Origin of the sequence: Planococcus shenhongbingii (assembly GCF_030413635.1) — a bacterium.
Lineage (GTDB): Bacteria > Bacillota > Bacilli > Bacillales_A > Planococcaceae > Planococcus > Planococcus shenhongbingii.
In genome coordinates, this window is sequence record NZ_CP129235.1 from 3,004,342 (window position 1) to 3,020,532 (window position 16,191).

Annotated in this window: 12 protein-coding genes; 1 reads left to right on the plus strand and 11 read right to left on the minus strand. The window is 42.4% G+C overall.

The window, feature by feature from the left end:
- Positions 1-256 precede the first annotated feature (256 nt).
- Positions 257-1,777, minus strand: coding sequence for a glycosyl hydrolase family 28-related protein (locus QWY16_RS14725; protein WP_300989977.1), 1,521 nt, complete (start codon positions 1,775-1,777; stop codon positions 257-259).
- 159 nt (positions 1,778-1,936) lie between these two features.
- On the opposite strand from QWY16_RS14725, the gene QWY16_RS14730 reads away from it, so the two are divergent.
- Positions 1,937-3,676 (plus strand): choice-of-anchor I family protein, encoded by a 1,740-nt coding sequence (locus tag QWY16_RS14730; RefSeq protein ID WP_300989978.1) that lies wholly within the window; start codon positions 1,937-1,939, stop codon positions 3,674-3,676.
- Between the two features lie 487 nt (positions 3,677-4,163).
- On the opposite strand, the gene QWY16_RS14735 is transcribed toward QWY16_RS14730, so the two are convergent.
- The 10 genes from QWY16_RS14735 to QWY16_RS14780 all read right to left on the minus strand — a co-directional run bounded on the left by QWY16_RS14735 (position 4,164) and on the right by QWY16_RS14780 (position 16,186).
- Positions 4,164-5,897, minus strand: a complete 1,734-nt coding sequence (locus QWY16_RS14735) for a DNA/RNA non-specific endonuclease (RefSeq protein WP_300989979.1) — start codon at positions 5,895-5,897, stop codon at positions 4,164-4,166.
- 194 nt (positions 5,898-6,091) lie between these two features.
- The gene (locus QWY16_RS14740; protein WP_300989980.1) at positions 6,092-7,294 is read right to left on the minus strand and encodes a MalY/PatB family protein; all 1,203 of its coding nucleotides are present in this window, start codon (positions 7,292-7,294) and stop codon (positions 6,092-6,094) included.
- Between the two features lie 553 nt (positions 7,295-7,847).
- The gene (locus QWY16_RS14745; protein ID WP_300989981.1) at positions 7,848-8,549 is read right to left on the minus strand and encodes a CpsD/CapB family tyrosine-protein kinase; all 702 of its coding nucleotides are present in this window, start codon (positions 8,547-8,549) and stop codon (positions 7,848-7,850) included.
- A gap of 5 nt (positions 8,550-8,554) precedes the next feature.
- Positions 8,555-9,283, minus strand: a complete 729-nt coding sequence (locus tag QWY16_RS14750; RefSeq protein WP_300989982.1) for a YveK family protein — start codon at positions 9,281-9,283, stop codon at positions 8,555-8,557.
- A 91-nt stretch (positions 9,284-9,374) separates the two neighbouring features.
- Positions 9,375-10,070: a sugar transferase gene (locus QWY16_RS14755; protein WP_300989983.1), complete on the minus strand. Its 696-nt coding sequence runs from the start codon at positions 10,068-10,070 to the stop codon at positions 9,375-9,377.
- Positions 10,071-10,185: 115 nt separating this feature from the next.
- Entirely contained in the window at positions 10,186-11,139 is a 954-nt protein-coding gene (manA, locus tag QWY16_RS14760; RefSeq protein WP_300989984.1) for a mannose-6-phosphate isomerase, class I, read from the minus strand.
- 61 nt (positions 11,140-11,200) lie between these two features.
- Positions 11,201-12,586, minus strand: coding sequence for a sugar phosphate nucleotidyltransferase (locus QWY16_RS14765; protein WP_300989985.1), 1,386 nt, complete (start codon positions 12,584-12,586; stop codon positions 11,201-11,203).
- 206 nt (positions 12,587-12,792) lie between these two features.
- The gene (locus QWY16_RS14770; protein ID WP_300989986.1) at positions 12,793-14,082 is read right to left on the minus strand and encodes an O-antigen ligase family protein; all 1,290 of its coding nucleotides are present in this window, start codon (positions 14,080-14,082) and stop codon (positions 12,793-12,795) included.
- 95 nt (positions 14,083-14,177) lie between these two features.
- Positions 14,178-14,957, minus strand: a complete 780-nt coding sequence (locus QWY16_RS14775; RefSeq protein ID WP_300989987.1) for a WecB/TagA/CpsF family glycosyltransferase — start codon at positions 14,955-14,957, stop codon at positions 14,178-14,180.
- Between the two features lie 38 nt (positions 14,958-14,995).
- Positions 14,996-16,186, minus strand: coding sequence for a glycosyltransferase (locus QWY16_RS14780; protein ID WP_300989988.1), 1,191 nt, complete (start codon positions 16,184-16,186; stop codon positions 14,996-14,998).
- Positions 16,187-16,191 lie beyond the last annotated feature (5 nt).

Here is a 16,191-nt window from a genome sequence, read left to right on the forward strand (position 1 = left end):
CTTGTTGCCAAGGGCTGCTATACAAAGGATTTTGTTTTCTTTTTACTCAAGCCAATAAATTATTAATAAAACATACTTTCTATATTACCTCTTTTCTTGATAAAAAACGTAAAAAACAAGCTATCTGTTTTTTAATACCATTTCCCAGCAAATTTTTCTTTTCAATCTATCTATCTCAATAATAAAACAACCTGCTTTTCTTCCCTTATTGGGAAAAGCAGATTGTTTCTCTATCAAGCATCTTGTGTTTTTCCAACTAGTTGACAGGCATCGTATGCGACACCATCCACGAAGAATTTCTTCTATTATAATACACCGTAATCACAAACCCGATTCCAGCCGGAACCAATACTCCCCGATTTCCGGGCTGTTTGTTGACCCGGGCATGTTCACACACCAAATGCACCGGCTGGCCGCCGCTGTCTTCAACAAATATCTCGAGCTTTTCTCCGAATTGATGCATCGGTGCAGGCGGCAGCTCGATGATTGCCGGACTCTTAGCGCCAGCTGGCCGGTCAACCGCCACTTGAGAAATTCCATCCATTGAATAAGGCGCGTGGCAGTCCGTTTCTGCCACATACTGATATTGCCGCCCATTATATGAGATGCTTGTCGTATCATAGTCGAAATAATATCGCCGCAAAGAAGTAATCGATGCGATATCCCCTGCTGTCCCATCCACCGGTTCGGCGAGCAGCGGTTCCGTAATGGTAAGGCCGGACGGATAATCCAAAATGACGTTGGCATAGCCATTCGACTCAAAATAAGCATGATTGATCGTATTGGAATAAGCAGGCGTCGTATTGATCATGCCAGAGCCAATATGGATTCCAGCGATGCCGTTTGAATCGAAATTGCCTCCTTGGATGTGATGGCCGTATAATCCGCGCACCATGAGCCCAGCCCCGGCGTTGCCGACAAAATGGCAATCGTAAATGCCGTAGACATTATTGTCGCTGCCGCGGTCGGTCTGAAGCCCGCAGCCGATATGGATGGCGTATTCCATGCCCGGCTCAAACGGATACTTCAAATCAGGAGATATGGTAATGCTGTCTGATGCCACAGCATCAATATGATAGACCGAACCTTCTCCGCTGCCAATTTTCAAATATGCGCCAACATGGACGTCGTTCGCTTCGGGATTAAAATGGCGGAACTTCACTTTGTCAGCTTTGCCGCTTCCATCCGTCCCTTTGATAACTGTGCCATTCTGTGAAAAGACGCACAGCCGGTCGAATACGCACAAGTTATTATTGCCATCTCCTGTAATTTGAAGCCCGTGGACCGCTCCCCATACAAAAGCTGCGTTCGAAAACGCCTTGTCCCGGATATCTGTCGCCAGCATGCAGACTTTCGCATACTGGGCGTAACCGTTCATCGGATCGGTTCCGCGGAACTTGATGCCTTGAATGGCTCCGCCGCCTCCGCGCATCCGCACCAGATAATCCATTGGTGCTGAAGGCGCAATCACCGTCGACTGGAGACTATGGCCGATCAAGGAAACCGTATTTTCCGAATCCACTTCCGGCACTTCGATCGGCTGGCTGATCCGGTACAAGCCCGACGGAAAAAACAGCGCCCCGCCGCCAGGATGCTGGTAAATAAAATCAATCGCTTCCTGGAGAGGCTGCCAATCATCTGAGATACCGTCCCCTTCGGCACCAAACGATTTGACATTATAGGTGCCATCAAGCGAACTTTCCACACTGTTATTGAGTATTTCTGCTTTGCCACTATGATTGGCAAAAAGCTTGCCTTGTTTCGGTCGGAACGCCATGAGATCCACTCCTTAAGACTTATTAAACATAAGATTAAAGATTTTTCAAAGGACTTGCAAGGCGGAATTTTTACAATCTTCTTACACTTTCGCAATCCTTTCTTCATAATGCGCAATTACACTTAAGGAAGAACTGAAAACGAATGGGAGGATATACATATGAAAACGATGAAAAAATTGATTCCTGCAGCGGCTGTCGGCGTATTGTCGCTGGGATTATTCCAGTCACCAATCGCCACTGCTGCCATCGAGACACCAAAAGGACTGGAGTATTACAAAAAAGGCAATACGGGCCTGACAGTAAAAAAGCTTGGCCGCTACACAAGCGGGGCCCAAATTGATGAAGGTGGGACGGAGATTGTTGCATATGACGCAAAGACTTTCCGTGCTTTTTCTGTAAATGGTGCTGAACGTGCAATCGATATCATCGATTTGTCCGGCTTGAAAAAAGATTCAACTGCCGATATTCCTTTATTGAAACGGGTGCCATTGAGTGACTTTGGCGTTGAAGCTTCCGATCTGACCAGCGTCGCCATTCATCCTGGCGGCGACTATATTGCCGTTTCGGTTCCAGCTGCCGACAAAACCGATGACGGGCACATTGTTTTCATGTCCATAGACGGAGAGCCGCTCAGCAACGTCCGAGTCGGTGCTTTGCCGGATATGCTGGCGTTTACCCCGGATGGCAGTCAACTGCTGGTTGCCAATGAAGGCGAGCCGAGCGATGATTACACCGTCAATCCGGAAGGTTCCGTCAGCATCATTGATGTTACATCGTCCATTGAAGATATTAATGAAAGACATGTAACGACAGCGCGGTTTACCGAGAACATCATTGAAGACGGCGTCCGGAAAGTGCATCCCGAAAGCACCTATGCTGAAGATCTAGAACCGGAGTACATTACAGTGGACAAAGACGGCAAATACGCTTATGTCGCGCTGCAGGAAAACAACGCCATTGCCAAGCTGGATCTTGAAACGAAAGAATTTGTTTCCGTCCAGAGCCTCGGCCATAAAGATTTTTCCGTCCAAAACAATAAACTTGATGCATCGAATAAAGACGATGCCATTGATATCCGCAACTGGCCGGTGCTGTCAATGTTCCAGCCGGACGGCATTACAACATTTGAATCCGGCGGAAACACTTATATCCTCTCTGCCAACGAAGGCGATGTCCAGGACTGGAAAGGTTTTTCTGAAGAAACCCGTGTTGCTGATGTGGCAGGAGACTATCAGCTGAATGCCGACTTGTATAAAGGCTATAACCAAAACCAGCTCGACCGTCTTGTGAGAAACGGCTTGTTCGAGGAAAATCAATTAGGCCGATTGACGACTTCGATTTCCCAGCCAAAAAATGACCAAGGCAAGTACGAGGCGATCTATGGTTTTGGCGGCCGTTCGTTCTCCGTCTGGCATGCGGAGTCGATGGAACTCGCATATGACAGCGGCGATGACTTTGAACAAATCACTGCTAAAGTTTATCCGGATTATTTCAACAGCACAAATGACGAAGATAAATTGGACAACCGCAGCGACGATAAAGGCCCTGAACCTGAAAGCGTCATAACCGGCGAAGTCGACGGCACTCCTTATGCCTTTATTGGGCTTGAGCGCCAAGGCGGTATCATGGTCTATGATTTAACGAAGCCGACGAAGCCAAAATTCAGCACGTATTTCTCAAGCCGCGTATTTAACGGCGGAGATGTAACAACAGAAAACGGCGATGTGGCACCGGAAGGCTTGACGTTCATCCCGGCAACGGAAAGTCCGACCGGCCAGGAACTGCTTCTTGCAGCGCATGAAGTTTCCGGAACGATAGCTGCCTATTCTTTGGGAGATGCTTCTAAACGCGACAAGCTGCCTGAACATGCGAAAGCAAAAGGAAAGGCTTTTGAGTAAATAAAATATCCCTGCTTGCGGCCAGTCCGCAGGCGGGGTATTTTTTACATTTCACCTTGGCGGATACTTTTATCGATGTTTTCCGCAAGTTCTAACGACGTTTTTTCGGTTTCTATCAGTTTTTCCAAGATTGCTATCGATGTTTTTCAGCTTTCTATCCGTGTTCTTTCAAAAGGCGGTTCCTAAACTAAAGTTCAAAAGACCGAATGGAAAAGCCCTTCGCCAAGGCGAAGGGCTTCCAAGACCCAAAGCGCTTTTTGCAGAGGCAAAAAGCAACTGACTCAAATCCTCTATTGCCGTTTCGAACATCTTCTAACGACGTTTTCCAGATTCTTATCGGTGTTTCTCCGATTCCTATCGACGTTTTTCGAATCCCTATCGGTGTTTTCAAACTTCCTATCGACGTTCCTAAATCCACTAACATTTTGTATTCCTTTATCAAAAAACGCCGACGGGCAATCCCCGGCCGGCGAATTTTATATACCGGTCATAACTGAAGATCTTCCCGGCTCGCAATTACCATTCTCACGGTACTTGCCGCAAGCGGATCGTAATTCCGCAGCTCACCGAAATCAAGGCCTGTCAATTGTTCTATTTCCGCAACAGCCACTTGATACGTCTGGAACCCGCCATAAACAAATTCCAGATCACCGATTAAATTCTCCTGCGACTGTAAATAGGCGGTGACCGACAACGAATTGTCTTCTTTCTTCATTACCGCTACTTTCCAGAACTCCTCCGGAATTTGGCAGCCCCGGTACACGACATCGCTGTCACGAAATACCGGTCCGGTAAAGACCGTCACTTTCAAGCCGTGCTCACCTGCATTTTCAAGCAGGTAATCTTCCAGGCTAAGCCAGATTTTCTGATTGAAGTTTTTGTGCTGCGGAGAACAGTTAGTAAAGTGGAACGTATGTTCATTCGCCTGTACAGCGTCGATGCCCCAATTCGGGTCTTGCCTTCTTGTCAAATGCCCTCGGTCAATATCGTTGTTTTTATAGACTTCCGGCCCAGTCTGATATTCTTCTGGAATCCGGGGATCGAAATACCATTTGTCATTTTCCCTCTTTACTTCAACAAGTTGGCTGCCGTCAATATTCACCGCACTATAATAAGCAAGCTTTCTTGATTTGCTCATGACGATGGAAAAATGCGTATAATCAAGGACCTTTTTGCCATCAGCCGTTTCAGCAATATCACTTTGGTGTTCATCACTCAATATCGGCAGCGGGATTTCAAAACCTTGTCCCAAAAACGCCGGATTATAACCGGCAACACCGCTGTACCACTGCGCTTCAAGAGCTCCTATTTCCATTGGCGCAGCAATGGCACCCGGATCGAGTAATAATTGGTCCAATAGCTGACGGCCGTTTGCATCTACTGCACTTGCCTGATGCTGAGTGAGATGCCGGACAATGGAACTGATGCGTATGCCTTCGTTGGCAATCCATTTTGAATCGTCTTCAGGATGCGGGATGCCGGCATGGTGAAGCGCGACCACTACCCACTGATCATTGAAAACAGGCGAACCGGATGAACCCGGCTCCGTGTCACTGACATAATGCACATAGTCAGAAGAAATGAACTTGACTTCGTTTTCCCGAATGGTAACTGCTTTCGGTCCGCCTTTCGGATGCTGGATGATGCTGACATATTCCCCTTCCAGAATTTTTCCCGGCTGTGGAAGCAGCGGCAAATAGCCGAAATCGGAAAGCTTAACACCTTCTGCATCTATATCGTGAACTGCCACTAACGTAAAATCGAGTTCTTCATCCGTGATGAACAGTTTGTCCGGATCCAGCCGGAACGAAACGATTTCCTTCGGCAGAAAATTGACATCGTCTTCGTAATTAAATTCCGCAACAGCATACTGGGCGGCTTCATATGTATGCAGCACATGATGATTCGTCAGCAGGAGTGAAGGCGCGACAAGAAATCCTGTGCCGTAGCTTTCAATCTGTCCGCTCCGGTTCCGGCTTGACAGGCGGCAAACCGCTTTACTGACATTCAATCCAACTTGCAAATGCGCAATCGGGAACAAATCGCTATGGTTGATGATCCGTTCCATTGCCAAGTTATCATGTATATTGATGATACTGCTGCGCGACATCATCCGGGAGGCCGCACCTCCATTTGCTTCCGTGTTTTTCTTCGCTTTATCAAATTCCAGGTACCGCTTTAAAGCTTGCTGTTCAATCTGAGCCATTCTGCTTGTCTGCATATTATCATCCGCTCCTTTTGAATAAACCAAGTCAATCCACTATAGTCGTTTAAATTTGCCTTTAAAAGTTGAAATATTCTATTTATTACCTAAAAATAAGTTTATCATAGGTAAATAAAAATCCCTAGATACTAAAGATGCAAAATAAAATGCCACTCTCGGCAATACAATGAGAGTGGCGACTTCTTGATTTTTTATTGTGATTTAACCGATAAATCTTCAAATTCTTTCGCAATCCGCTCCAAAGCTTCTTTAATCACCGGCCGCGGCGACGGAAGGCAGATGCGCTGATACAGCAACCCTTCCTCTCCGAACATGCCGCCGTCTTCAAGCAATACATTAGCTTTATTGTAAATGCGGTCATGAATTTCTTCGGCATTGATGTTGTAGCCGCTGAAATCGAGCCATAAGATGTACGTCCCTTCCGGAATGTAGACTTTCACTTGCGGCATATTTTCTGCCAGGAACTCTTTGACATATAGCATCGTACCGTCGATATATTCTTTCAGCTGCTCGAGCCAATCCTCGCCTTCATTGTAAACGGCGATCAATGCAGAAACGGTGAAAGGCGAAGGGAGCTGCATGCCCATTTCGGTAGCGAAAGTTGCACGCAAGTCTTCGTTTTGAATAATGACATTCGTACAATGCAGACCGGCGACGTTAAATGTTTTGTTGATGGCAGTCAATGTAATGAGGTTGTCTGTATTTCCCACCGCTTTTGCCATTGGGATAAAGACCTGATCTTTCCGGATCAAATCTCCATGAATTTCATCTGCTACAATCAAGACGTTATGGCGCTGGCAGATTTCCGCCATTTTCCGCAATTCTTCTTTTGTAAAAACGCGTCCGGTCGGATTATGCGGATGGCATAAGATGAACATTGTCGTCTTTTCATCTTTCGCTTTTTCTTCAAGATCCTCAAAATCGATGGTGTAATATTGGTTTTCATCTGCAACCAGCGCATTATTGACCACCACTCGCTCATTGCCTTCAATCGCGCCAGTAAACGGCGGATAAACGGGCCGCTGAATGATGATGCCGTCACCAGGTTTTGTGAAAGCCTTCACCGCCACATTCAGTGCATGGACCGTTCCCGGGCTGAAGACAATCTGCTCTTTTGTGACTTTCCAGTCATGGCGCTTCAAGAACCATGTGCTGATGGCCTCGTAATATTCTTCCGGGAACACCGTATAGCCGAAAATCCGGTGATCGACGGTTTTATGTAAGGCATCGATTAATGGCTGCGGCACAGGCAAATCCATATCGGCTGTAAATAGCGGGATCGTGTCTTCATCATAGCGCTCCGTCAAGCCAAATTCTTTTATCAGGTCTGCTCCATCCCATTTCAAGGAATAAGTTCCCCGGCGGTTGATGATTTCATCGAAATTGTATTTCATGTTCCAACTTCCTTTCTCACGATTAATCAGTTCTGTTTATGTAAGCATACAGTCTTTTTATACCCTTTTTCCAATGCATTAAGCAAGCTGGTCAGGTACTTCTACTATAAATGATTCCACCTGAATGCTCAGATACCTTTATAACCAAACTGAAAAAACTAGTTTTCGAAGCTGCTCTTTTCTTTTGGTTATTGCTAAAACTCTGCAAAACACAAAAACGCTTCAAGACCTAAGTCTTGGAGCGGATAAATAATTCTGAATTTAATCGTAAAACCTTGTATTTCTGTGACTTGATAAAAGCGTGAAAGCTAATGTGAGTACCAAAGTTATTGGTTTTGTGAAGTTGTTGGAGAACAGAGCGTTTCACCACACTTTCTTCAACAGAATTTCCGACTTTTCCTCTGGAGTAATGGGCGTTTGGTTCAGGAAGTTAGGTTTAAGTTTTGCAATCAGCTAGCGAAACGTCAGAGGAAATAAAGGCATTCTTGGATCACGCGCTTTTTTGTCACTCAGCCTCCTGGCAAATACTCTTTCATCCATTGATTTCTTGGAATCAATTTTCCTCACTTTCGTAATAATTCCCGTAATAACTGGTTGATGGAAGTTTGAAATTATTAAGTACAGCTCCGATTAGTCGACTGTTGGATGCCATAATTAATTCTTTTGCTTTTATCGCATCTTCCTTCACCGTTTCTCCGGAATTGATTACTAGAATGGCCCCTTCACACCGATTCGCCAAAACTTGTCCATCAGCTACTGCCAAAATAGGGGGCGTATCAATAATCAGGACATCATATGATTCTTCAAGCTTCTTCAGTAAGGCTTCCAACGATTTAGATCCTAGTAATTCTACAGGATTAGGAGGTAGTGGACCTGATGTAATTAAATCCAAGTTTTCAATTTCAGTTGTGCTTATCACATTTTCAAGCGTATTTTGGCGCACAAGAACACTCGATAAGCCAACTGTATTTTTTATTGAAAATATGTAATGCATGGTTGGTTTCCGCAAATCTCCATCAATTAGCAGGACTTTCTTTCCTTCCTGTGCATAAACGATGGCTAGATTGGCTGCTGTTGTAGATTTCCCTTCTGAATGTGCAGCAGAGGTTACAACGATTGAACGGATGTCTCGATCTGGTGAGGAAAAGTTGATATTAGTCCGCAATGTCCGATACTGTTCTGATACAAGTGATTTTGGATTAATAGAGGTGATCAACTTTTTCATAGGCACCCTTTTATTTTTAGTCTTCACCATAATAGTCAGGCCTCCCTTCGATTTAAAGTTATGGGCACTGTTGATGGATTTTTTTCCTTTTCAACTATTGTGGAGATTGTACCGATAACAGGGATATTAAGATAATCTTTAATATCCTGCTCGCTTTTAAGGGTATTGTCTAAATAGTTGAGTAAGAAAGCAATTCCCACTCCAAGCATCAATCCTATAACACCTGCTATTGCCATGTTTAAAAGAGGCGTAGGCTGAATGGGTTTTTGGCCAGGTTTGGCGATTGCCGCCGTTAAAATGGAAACATTGTTAATCTCCATTAGTTCTTGTATTTCTGTTTGAAAGACTTTCGCCGTACTATTGGCAATCAATACTGCTTTCGCAAGACTTTCATCCTTGACCCTTATCTCAAAAACCTGAGATTCTTCACTGCTTTCGACAATGATTTTCTCATTGAGTTCGTCTACGGACATATTCAATCCATTTTGCTCGATTACTTTTCCAAGGATAGCAGGACTTTTGATAATAACGCTATAAGTGTTTATCAATTGCAGATCAGTCTGAATCGTTTGATTATCTATTCTGATAACATCTGTCTGTTCTTGGTTCACTAGAAGCTGTGTAGAAGTTTCGTATTGAGGAGTAAGGATATAATAGGATAGAATTGCCGCCAAAATGATAGCCAAAACCGTCAAGGAGACAATCAAAATACTCCTCTCTTTCAGTATCTTCGCTAAATCCTCTAAAGTGATTTTCTCTTCCATTTACTTTTCCCCCTATTAGTAGTAGCAAATTCTTCGAAACTAGATTTTTAGTGGAATCCTCAATAACAATCAACTATGGATTTATTCCATTTCAGTAAGCATCTCGAGATCCAAATAAAACGAAAAACGTTTTAAAGATCAGTTTAATGTCAATCCATGTGGTTCGCTCACTAATATACTTTAAGTCCATTTCAACCCATTCCTCAAAGCGAATGTTGCTTCGGCCATTGACTTGCCAATAACATGTCAGTCCTGGAATGACAATGAGCCTCTGTTTCTCAAACCTGGTATATTGCTCAACTTCATCGGGTAGAGGAGGTCTGGGCCCAACTAGACTCATTTCTCCTTTAAGCACATTAAACAATTGAGGCAATTCATCAATGCTGGTTTTTCGGATAAATTTACCTATAACTGTTACTCTTGGATCCAATCTAATTTTAAAAACGGGCCCTGTAGCTTCATTCCGTTTCAGCAGTTCACTCTTCATTTCTTCAGCGTTGCAAATCATAGAGCGAAATTTATACATTAAAAATTCTTTTCCATTCTTCCCAACACGTTTCTGTCTAAAAAAAGCTGAGTCACGAGGATCTTCTATTTTTATTAGAATAAAAACCAATAAGAATAGAGGAAACAGTATAACTAATCCCGCACTCGCACCTATCACATCGATTATCCGTTTTGTAGCCAAATATGATTGGGTGTCCTTTATTTCTACAATATATAACCTGTCTTCTTTTATTTCGCTGATCAGGTTTTCCCTTTCTTGCTCTAGATTGGAAATAGACATACATATCCCTTCCTTCAGCTTTACTCAAAGCATAATTCCCGATTATTGCCTCCACAATTTCAGTATTATCCACTTGCATATTTCGCAGAGCCTTTATAAGCACGAAATCTTAATTTTAGATATGAGAAACAATCATCTCTAAGTCACCTTCTAAAAAATAATTTACTACGGTTGCTGGTAAGATGAAATTATCCCCTTTTCGAATGTTAACGAGAGCCCCTTCAGTTCCGACTTTCCCTTCCCCATTAATTACACTAGCCAATAAAAAGTCGACTTCAATTGGTGTGTTGATCCTTCCATTAAGTTGCCAGTGGTAGACGGCAAAGTTTTTATCTTCAATTAAACGAGTCGAAACCATTCCCCTCCAATGAACTTTCATCGCTTCCCGGACAAGCTCCTGATGCGGGCAGTTTATGACGGCGAATGCATCTTCAAGATGCAGCTCCCGCTTTCCCCCCTTACCATCACAGCGATCATAGTCATAAACACGAAATGTGATATCAGAACTTTGTTGAGTCTCTAATATGACAATCCCTTCCCCGATGGCATGAAGTGTTCCACTTGGAACGTATATGAAGTCACCTTTTTTCACTTTCATCACATGGAATAAATCCATCCATTTCTGATTATTCACCAATTCCTCAAACTCGCTCCGAGATTGAGCTTTGTGGCCAATAATCACCTCAGCACCTTCATCGCATTCGAGAACGTACCAGCATTCCGACTTTCCAGTCGGCGCCCCCTTCAATTGGCTCGCGTACTCATCATCAGGATGCACTTGAACTGATAATCGGTCATTAGCATCAAGAATCTTAATAAGTAATGGAAATTCTTTTTTTGAATCTGCATTTCCGAATAAATATGGATATGCTTTCCAGACATCAGCCAAGTTCATTCCCTCTAGGCTCCCATTCATTACAATGGATTGACCATTTTCGTGACCAGAAATGACCCAAGCTTCTCCGGTAGAAGAGGTCGGTATGTTATAACGAAACAACTCCTTAAGTTTATCGCCTCCCCAAACTCGTTCCTGGAAAAAAGGCTTCAAAAATATTGGCTCCTTATACATGAGCTTCCTCCTCTTTCGCAGCAAAAGAATTCCAGTGGCTGTTGAAAAACTGAAAACAGAATTAACCTTGATTACTAAACTGTCTCACTTTGCATATCTGTTCAATTTCATTCCATTCGTGGGAACGACGGAAGATATCTTCTTCGATTAACTCGCTGCCAGATTGCACTTCGATAATTTCCATATTTGTCGTCGCTCGCAATGTGTGTTTCGCTCCCAGTGGTATATGGAGTACTTCTCCTGTCCTTACATGACGCAATTGGTCATCCAAGACGAATACTCCTTCTCCTTTTACAATGGTCCATACTTCACTGCGTTTATAATGCACCTGATAACTTAAGTTCTTGCCGGCATTGATACCAAGCCTTTTGATAAGTACCTCGTTCCCCTCCGGATATTTCGTATACTCAAGAACCCGGTACCATCCCCACTGCCGCTCTTCATACATTGGGCGACCCTCTAAACGGTCGACATATTCTTTCACTTTTGTGCTGGATTCCTTATGCGTAACTAATATTCCATCAGGGCTTGCAGCAACAACCACATCATCCAAACCAAGCAAAGTAATAGGTATGTTTAGCTCATTCACGATATGGGAGTTTTCCACACCCTTGCCAATAATGCCTTTTCCAGTAATGGTGCTAGCCATTTCTTCAGTAAGCGTATTCCAAGTTCCAAGGTCTTTCCAATAGCCATCGTAGGGAATAGCAACGATTCTGGATGTTTTTTCCACCACTTCATAGTCAAAGCTTTTTTTCGGCAAAAGATGATAAATTTTGAGCAGCTCGTCATACTCTATAGGCATATTTCTTTTTTTAAGCTCCTCAATCATAAAACTTAATTTGAAAGCAAAAACACCACAATTCCAGAGTGCATTTTTCTTAATCAGTTCTACTGCCTGTTCTTCCGTCGGCTTTTCCTTGAAATAATCAACAATAAGAGAACTTGTTCCTGTAGCAGACTGTGGAATGATGTAGCCATACTTTGCGGAAGGATAAGTCGGCGCTACACCGATCAATGCAAGATCTGCATTCGACTCCCTTAGGGCATCTTCTAAATTTTTTACTCGATTGAAAAAATGGTTTTCTACGTAAGGATCCACCGGTAAAATTCCAACGACTTCATCTAAACTACAATTCTGCACTGAATATAAATAAGCCGCTGCTAAGGCGATAGCCGGAAATGTATCTCTTCTTTCAGGTTCAGTAACAATTTGCACTTCTGAATTTAATTGCATCTTAATCATATCGACTTGAGAGTAACTTGTTGCAATGATGGATTCTTCCGCTAGATCTGATTCCTCCAATTGTTTCCAGACCCGCTGGACCATTGAAACCTTTTTTCCTTCATAGTCATTTAGCACTTTTAGAAATTGCTTAGATCGCGCATCGTTGGAAAGCGGCCAAAGTCGCTTTCCAGAACCCCCGGATAACAATACCAGTTTCATTACGCAAGCCCTCCTTCTAACTTTTACCTCATTCTTTTAAAACTATAATTAATATTTACTACAAATTTTCTTTCTCCTTATTCTTTTTGCCAATTTTACCTCTATTTACCTACAAATTCAATATAATTATTAAATTTATTTGAAATTTCAGATTTTTTTGCTTTGAATCTTGCATTGAATTTATCACTATTATGCTTCCTCAAGCGTCAAAACAGCATTTCTCTTTCCTTGTGAATATCCTCATAATTTTTTGCATGCTCAACGGGTTTCTTCAAAGACAATTCTGCTTTATCTTTGCTATGCAATTGAAGAATAATGAAAAGCGAAAAGAAAAACATCTGCATAAAATGCGAATACTCCATTGGCTGTAAGGTTAGACCAAACAGGAAAAGATAGAGAAAAGTCACTCTTACAGCACTTTTTCCGATTCTATTGACACGTCGAGTACAGAACCGGTAGATATATGCTAAGAAGAAAGCATATACAAGGACACCTAAAATGCCATTAACCATGAGGATGCGCAATAAATCATTATGGGCATCAAAAAATGGTACTCCTCTCCCAAAAACCCACTGCATAAAGCCGTTCTCCGCAGCCATCTGATTAATAATGCTTGACCAAATATCTTCTCTTCCCCGAAGCTTGAATTCGCCATCAGAAAATAAGTTGAAGTAACTGGAATAAATGGTTAAGTAATCGCTGATCCTATCACCCATAAAGTTGATGATTGCCATTAACGCTGCAATACACAATATTCCAGTCAGCGGCAAGAAAATAATAAACCGTTTAAATTTTTTTGCCACATCGAACAGCAAAACAATGAGCAAAGCAATCAATAAAGAAGTTCGATGGCCGCTAATGAAAATTGTCAAAAAGAATAACGTGATCATTCCGTATTTTAAAAAGATGTTCATTCGCTCAGCTTGATCCAGAATATAGATGATTAAAATACCGAAAATCAAAAGCCGTGTTAATGAATTCGGCTGAAAATACCCTCCAGATGGTCTTCCGAACTCTTCTCCATTTACATAATCGAAATAGCTGTACTCGTAGAGATTGAAAAATTGCAGCCATGCGATACCAATTGGAATCAACAGCAATATGAAGTAAAGTTTGATCATTCTACTGACATTGACCCGGTTTTTCTGTGGATAGATCAACAGGAAAGCAGCTGAAAAACCAATGATAAACCGCGCAACAGAAGCGACTCCGAATTCATCATTTGTAGACAAGGCTATTGCATATACCACAAGCAAAATAATGATGAAAGCAGCAAAATAATGCACCTTTCCTTTTTCTATCAATCTGATAAGCACCAGCAGAACCGCACCCCCAGCAAAAAGCAATCCACTGATACCCCCAGGATTGACGGGTCCTTCTTCTACATAAGCGCCCCCTAATAAGTCGATGACTGTTCTCGTTACAATTAAAAATAGGAGCACCCGTATCAGAATCCCTTTTATTCCATCCTCCTCTATAAAAGATAGCTTTCTCATACTGGCTCACCCCCTTTCATATAAGGATCATTTCCTTTATATCTTTCTATATGTAGCACCAACTATAGCCAGCACAAAACTGCCAGTAAAATACCTCATGCAGAGTCAGTGAAAAAGGTATTTCTCTTGTCTTTTTTAAAAGTTTTAATATATCCAATGAGAAAAGCAGGATTGTTGTAGGCATAGCGCTTGAATAGCCTCTTCGGTTCCGCAATGAGCCTGAAAAGCCATTCTAAACCGATTTTCTGAAAAAAGAGTGGTGGCCTCTTAATATCACCTACTATGAAATCGAACGCTGCCCCTACACCGATCATTACTCCATTAATTGACTCCCTATTCCTATACATCCAAGTTTCCTGTTTCGGGCAACCAAGGCTGACAAACACAAAATCTGCTTTTTTCGAATTAATATACTGTCTAATTTCTTCTTCTTCCTGCTCTGCTAAGTCCCTAAAAGGAGGAGACAGGCTGCCGGAAATCTGAATTCCAGGAAAGTCCATTGTCAGTTTCTTTTCCAGCCTGGCCAAGTTCTTTTCTGTACCGCCGAAGAGAAAAATGCGATATCCTTTCTTAGCTGCCTCATCGCATAGTGCTAGCATCAAATTAGGGCCATCCACCCGGTCCTGCTTTCTGAAGCCCAGTCTACGCAATGCAAAAACCAAAGGCATCCCATCCGGAACACAAAGGTCCGAATGAGCCAATACTGTTTTAAATGCTGCATTATGATACCCTGTCACTAAAGAATGCGTATTACAAACACAGACATACTTTTGCGCTTTCAATTGCCCCCATTGACTGATAAGAGCTAAAGTTTCATTAAAAGTGCGTGCCGAAATTTTAGCATCCAGCACGTACCCTGACTTTTTCTCTCCCATTTCCTTATCCCCCCTGCTTGCCGTAAATGCATCTACCCTTATTTGCCTTGCAATGATTTCAATGCCTTCGTGCTGATAAACTTATATAAAATTGAAAATGTATAGCTATTAAACAATAGTTTCGTCGCTTTTCGAATATCTAATCCTGGATAATAATATTCATATTGGCTGTGGATGAAACTCTTGCTCTTGCCCATACTTTTGACTGGCTGTGAAGTATCATAAAGGAAAATTTGATCCCCTGGAATATCATGGTAGACATTTTCCTCAATCGGCTTTAGCGCCATACCGTATTGCCTTAGAATTTTGTAGGGATAATTGTTCACCGATAACAAAAATCCGTCTATCATTAGATTTTTCTTTGTTCCATATAAATCAATCGTACAGCGGTCCGGGTAATTGCTGAAATGCGCACTCAGATTGTAATTCTCGCAAAATGCATCATAGACCGCCATTGTGTCTTCTATTTCACAAAACTTATAATGATCTTTCACACGATCGAGTGGCACTTGTGCAGATGAGTTTGCCTTCCAAAAGTGCTGGCCAATATCACCAAAATTAGTCGTCAGTGAATCATACGGATACACAAAAAACTTATTCTCCTCTATCAGATATTTAGTGAAATACTTTTTCCATGATGATTTTGGCCAGCCTGCAATGTTTTCTGGCACCTTATCCCAGCCATCGTCTTTCGTGTCTTTTTCATACCACTCTCTGAAGTCAAGCCAGTGCCTTACAGTCCAGAGCTGACCTGACGAAGCCGCAATCTGTAAAAAGAAGACATCATGCTCTTCCTTAATCGGTGAAAATGGTAATTTCGCTGTTTCATTGAATTTATGAGAGTAAAGTGAGATACCCGAAACCTTTTTATTGTCCTTATAGAATTCCAGTGCACTCAATGCATACAAATAAAAATTCTTTGCTACAAAGACATCATCTTCAAGAACAATGATATTATCGTATTGTTCGGTCAGATCACCGCATTGTAAGATATGTTTTCTTAATCCCAGATTCTGCTCGTGGATTATTACCTTCTTTTCTCCGAACTTCCAATCGAATGAATCAGCAATTTCTTTTACTTTATCCGGTCCCCCATGGTCAATGCTGATAATAAGCCTCACGCTGTAATCCAAATAACTGGCCCTACTTAAAGAAGCCAGTAAGCGGCTTAAAGATTCCGGACGATTGTATGCTACTGCTACCAGTGTAATCGCCATTTTCCCTGTCATTTTAG

Bases quoted from the DNA above. Each gene is read 5' to 3' on its own strand.
- QWY16_RS14755 (WP_300989983.1), bottom strand. From the start codon at position 10,070: ATGTCTATTTCCAATCTAGAGCAAGAAAGGGAAAACCTGATCAGCGAA.
- QWY16_RS14740 (WP_300989980.1), bottom strand. From the start codon at position 7,294: ATGAAATACAATTTCGATGAAATCATCAACCGCCGGGGAACTTATTCC.
- QWY16_RS14775 (WP_300989987.1), bottom strand. From the start codon at position 14,957: ATGGGAGAGAAAAAGTCAGGGTACGTGCTGGATGCTAAAATTTCGGCA.
- QWY16_RS14780 (WP_300989988.1), bottom strand. From the start codon at position 16,186: ATGACAGGGAAAATGGCGATTACACTGGTAGCAGTAGCATACAATCGT.
- QWY16_RS14745 (WP_300989981.1), bottom strand. From the start codon at position 8,549: ATGGTGAAGACTAAAAATAAAAGGGTGCCTATGAAAAAGTTGATCACC.
- QWY16_RS14770 (WP_300989986.1), bottom strand. From the start codon at position 14,082: ATGAGAAAGCTATCTTTTATAGAGGAGGATGGAATAAAAGGGATTCTG.
- QWY16_RS14730 (WP_300989978.1), top strand. From the start codon at position 1,937: ATGAAAACGATGAAAAAATTGATTCCTGCAGCGGCTGTCGGCGTATTG.
- QWY16_RS14735 (WP_300989979.1), bottom strand. From the start codon at position 5,897: ATGCAGACAAGCAGAATGGCTCAGATTGAACAGCAAGCTTTAAAGCGG.
- QWY16_RS14725 (WP_300989977.1), bottom strand. From the start codon at position 1,777: ATGGCGTTCCGACCGAAACAAGGCAAGCTTTTTGCCAATCATAGTGGC.
- manA (WP_300989984.1), bottom strand. From the start codon at position 11,139: ATGTATAAGGAGCCAATATTTTTGAAGCCTTTTTTCCAGGAACGAGTT.
- QWY16_RS14750 (WP_300989982.1), bottom strand. From the start codon at position 9,283: ATGGAAGAGAAAATCACTTTAGAGGATTTAGCGAAGATACTGAAAGAG.
- QWY16_RS14765 (WP_300989985.1), bottom strand. From the start codon at position 12,586: ATGAAACTGGTATTGTTATCCGGGGGTTCTGGAAAGCGACTTTGGCCG.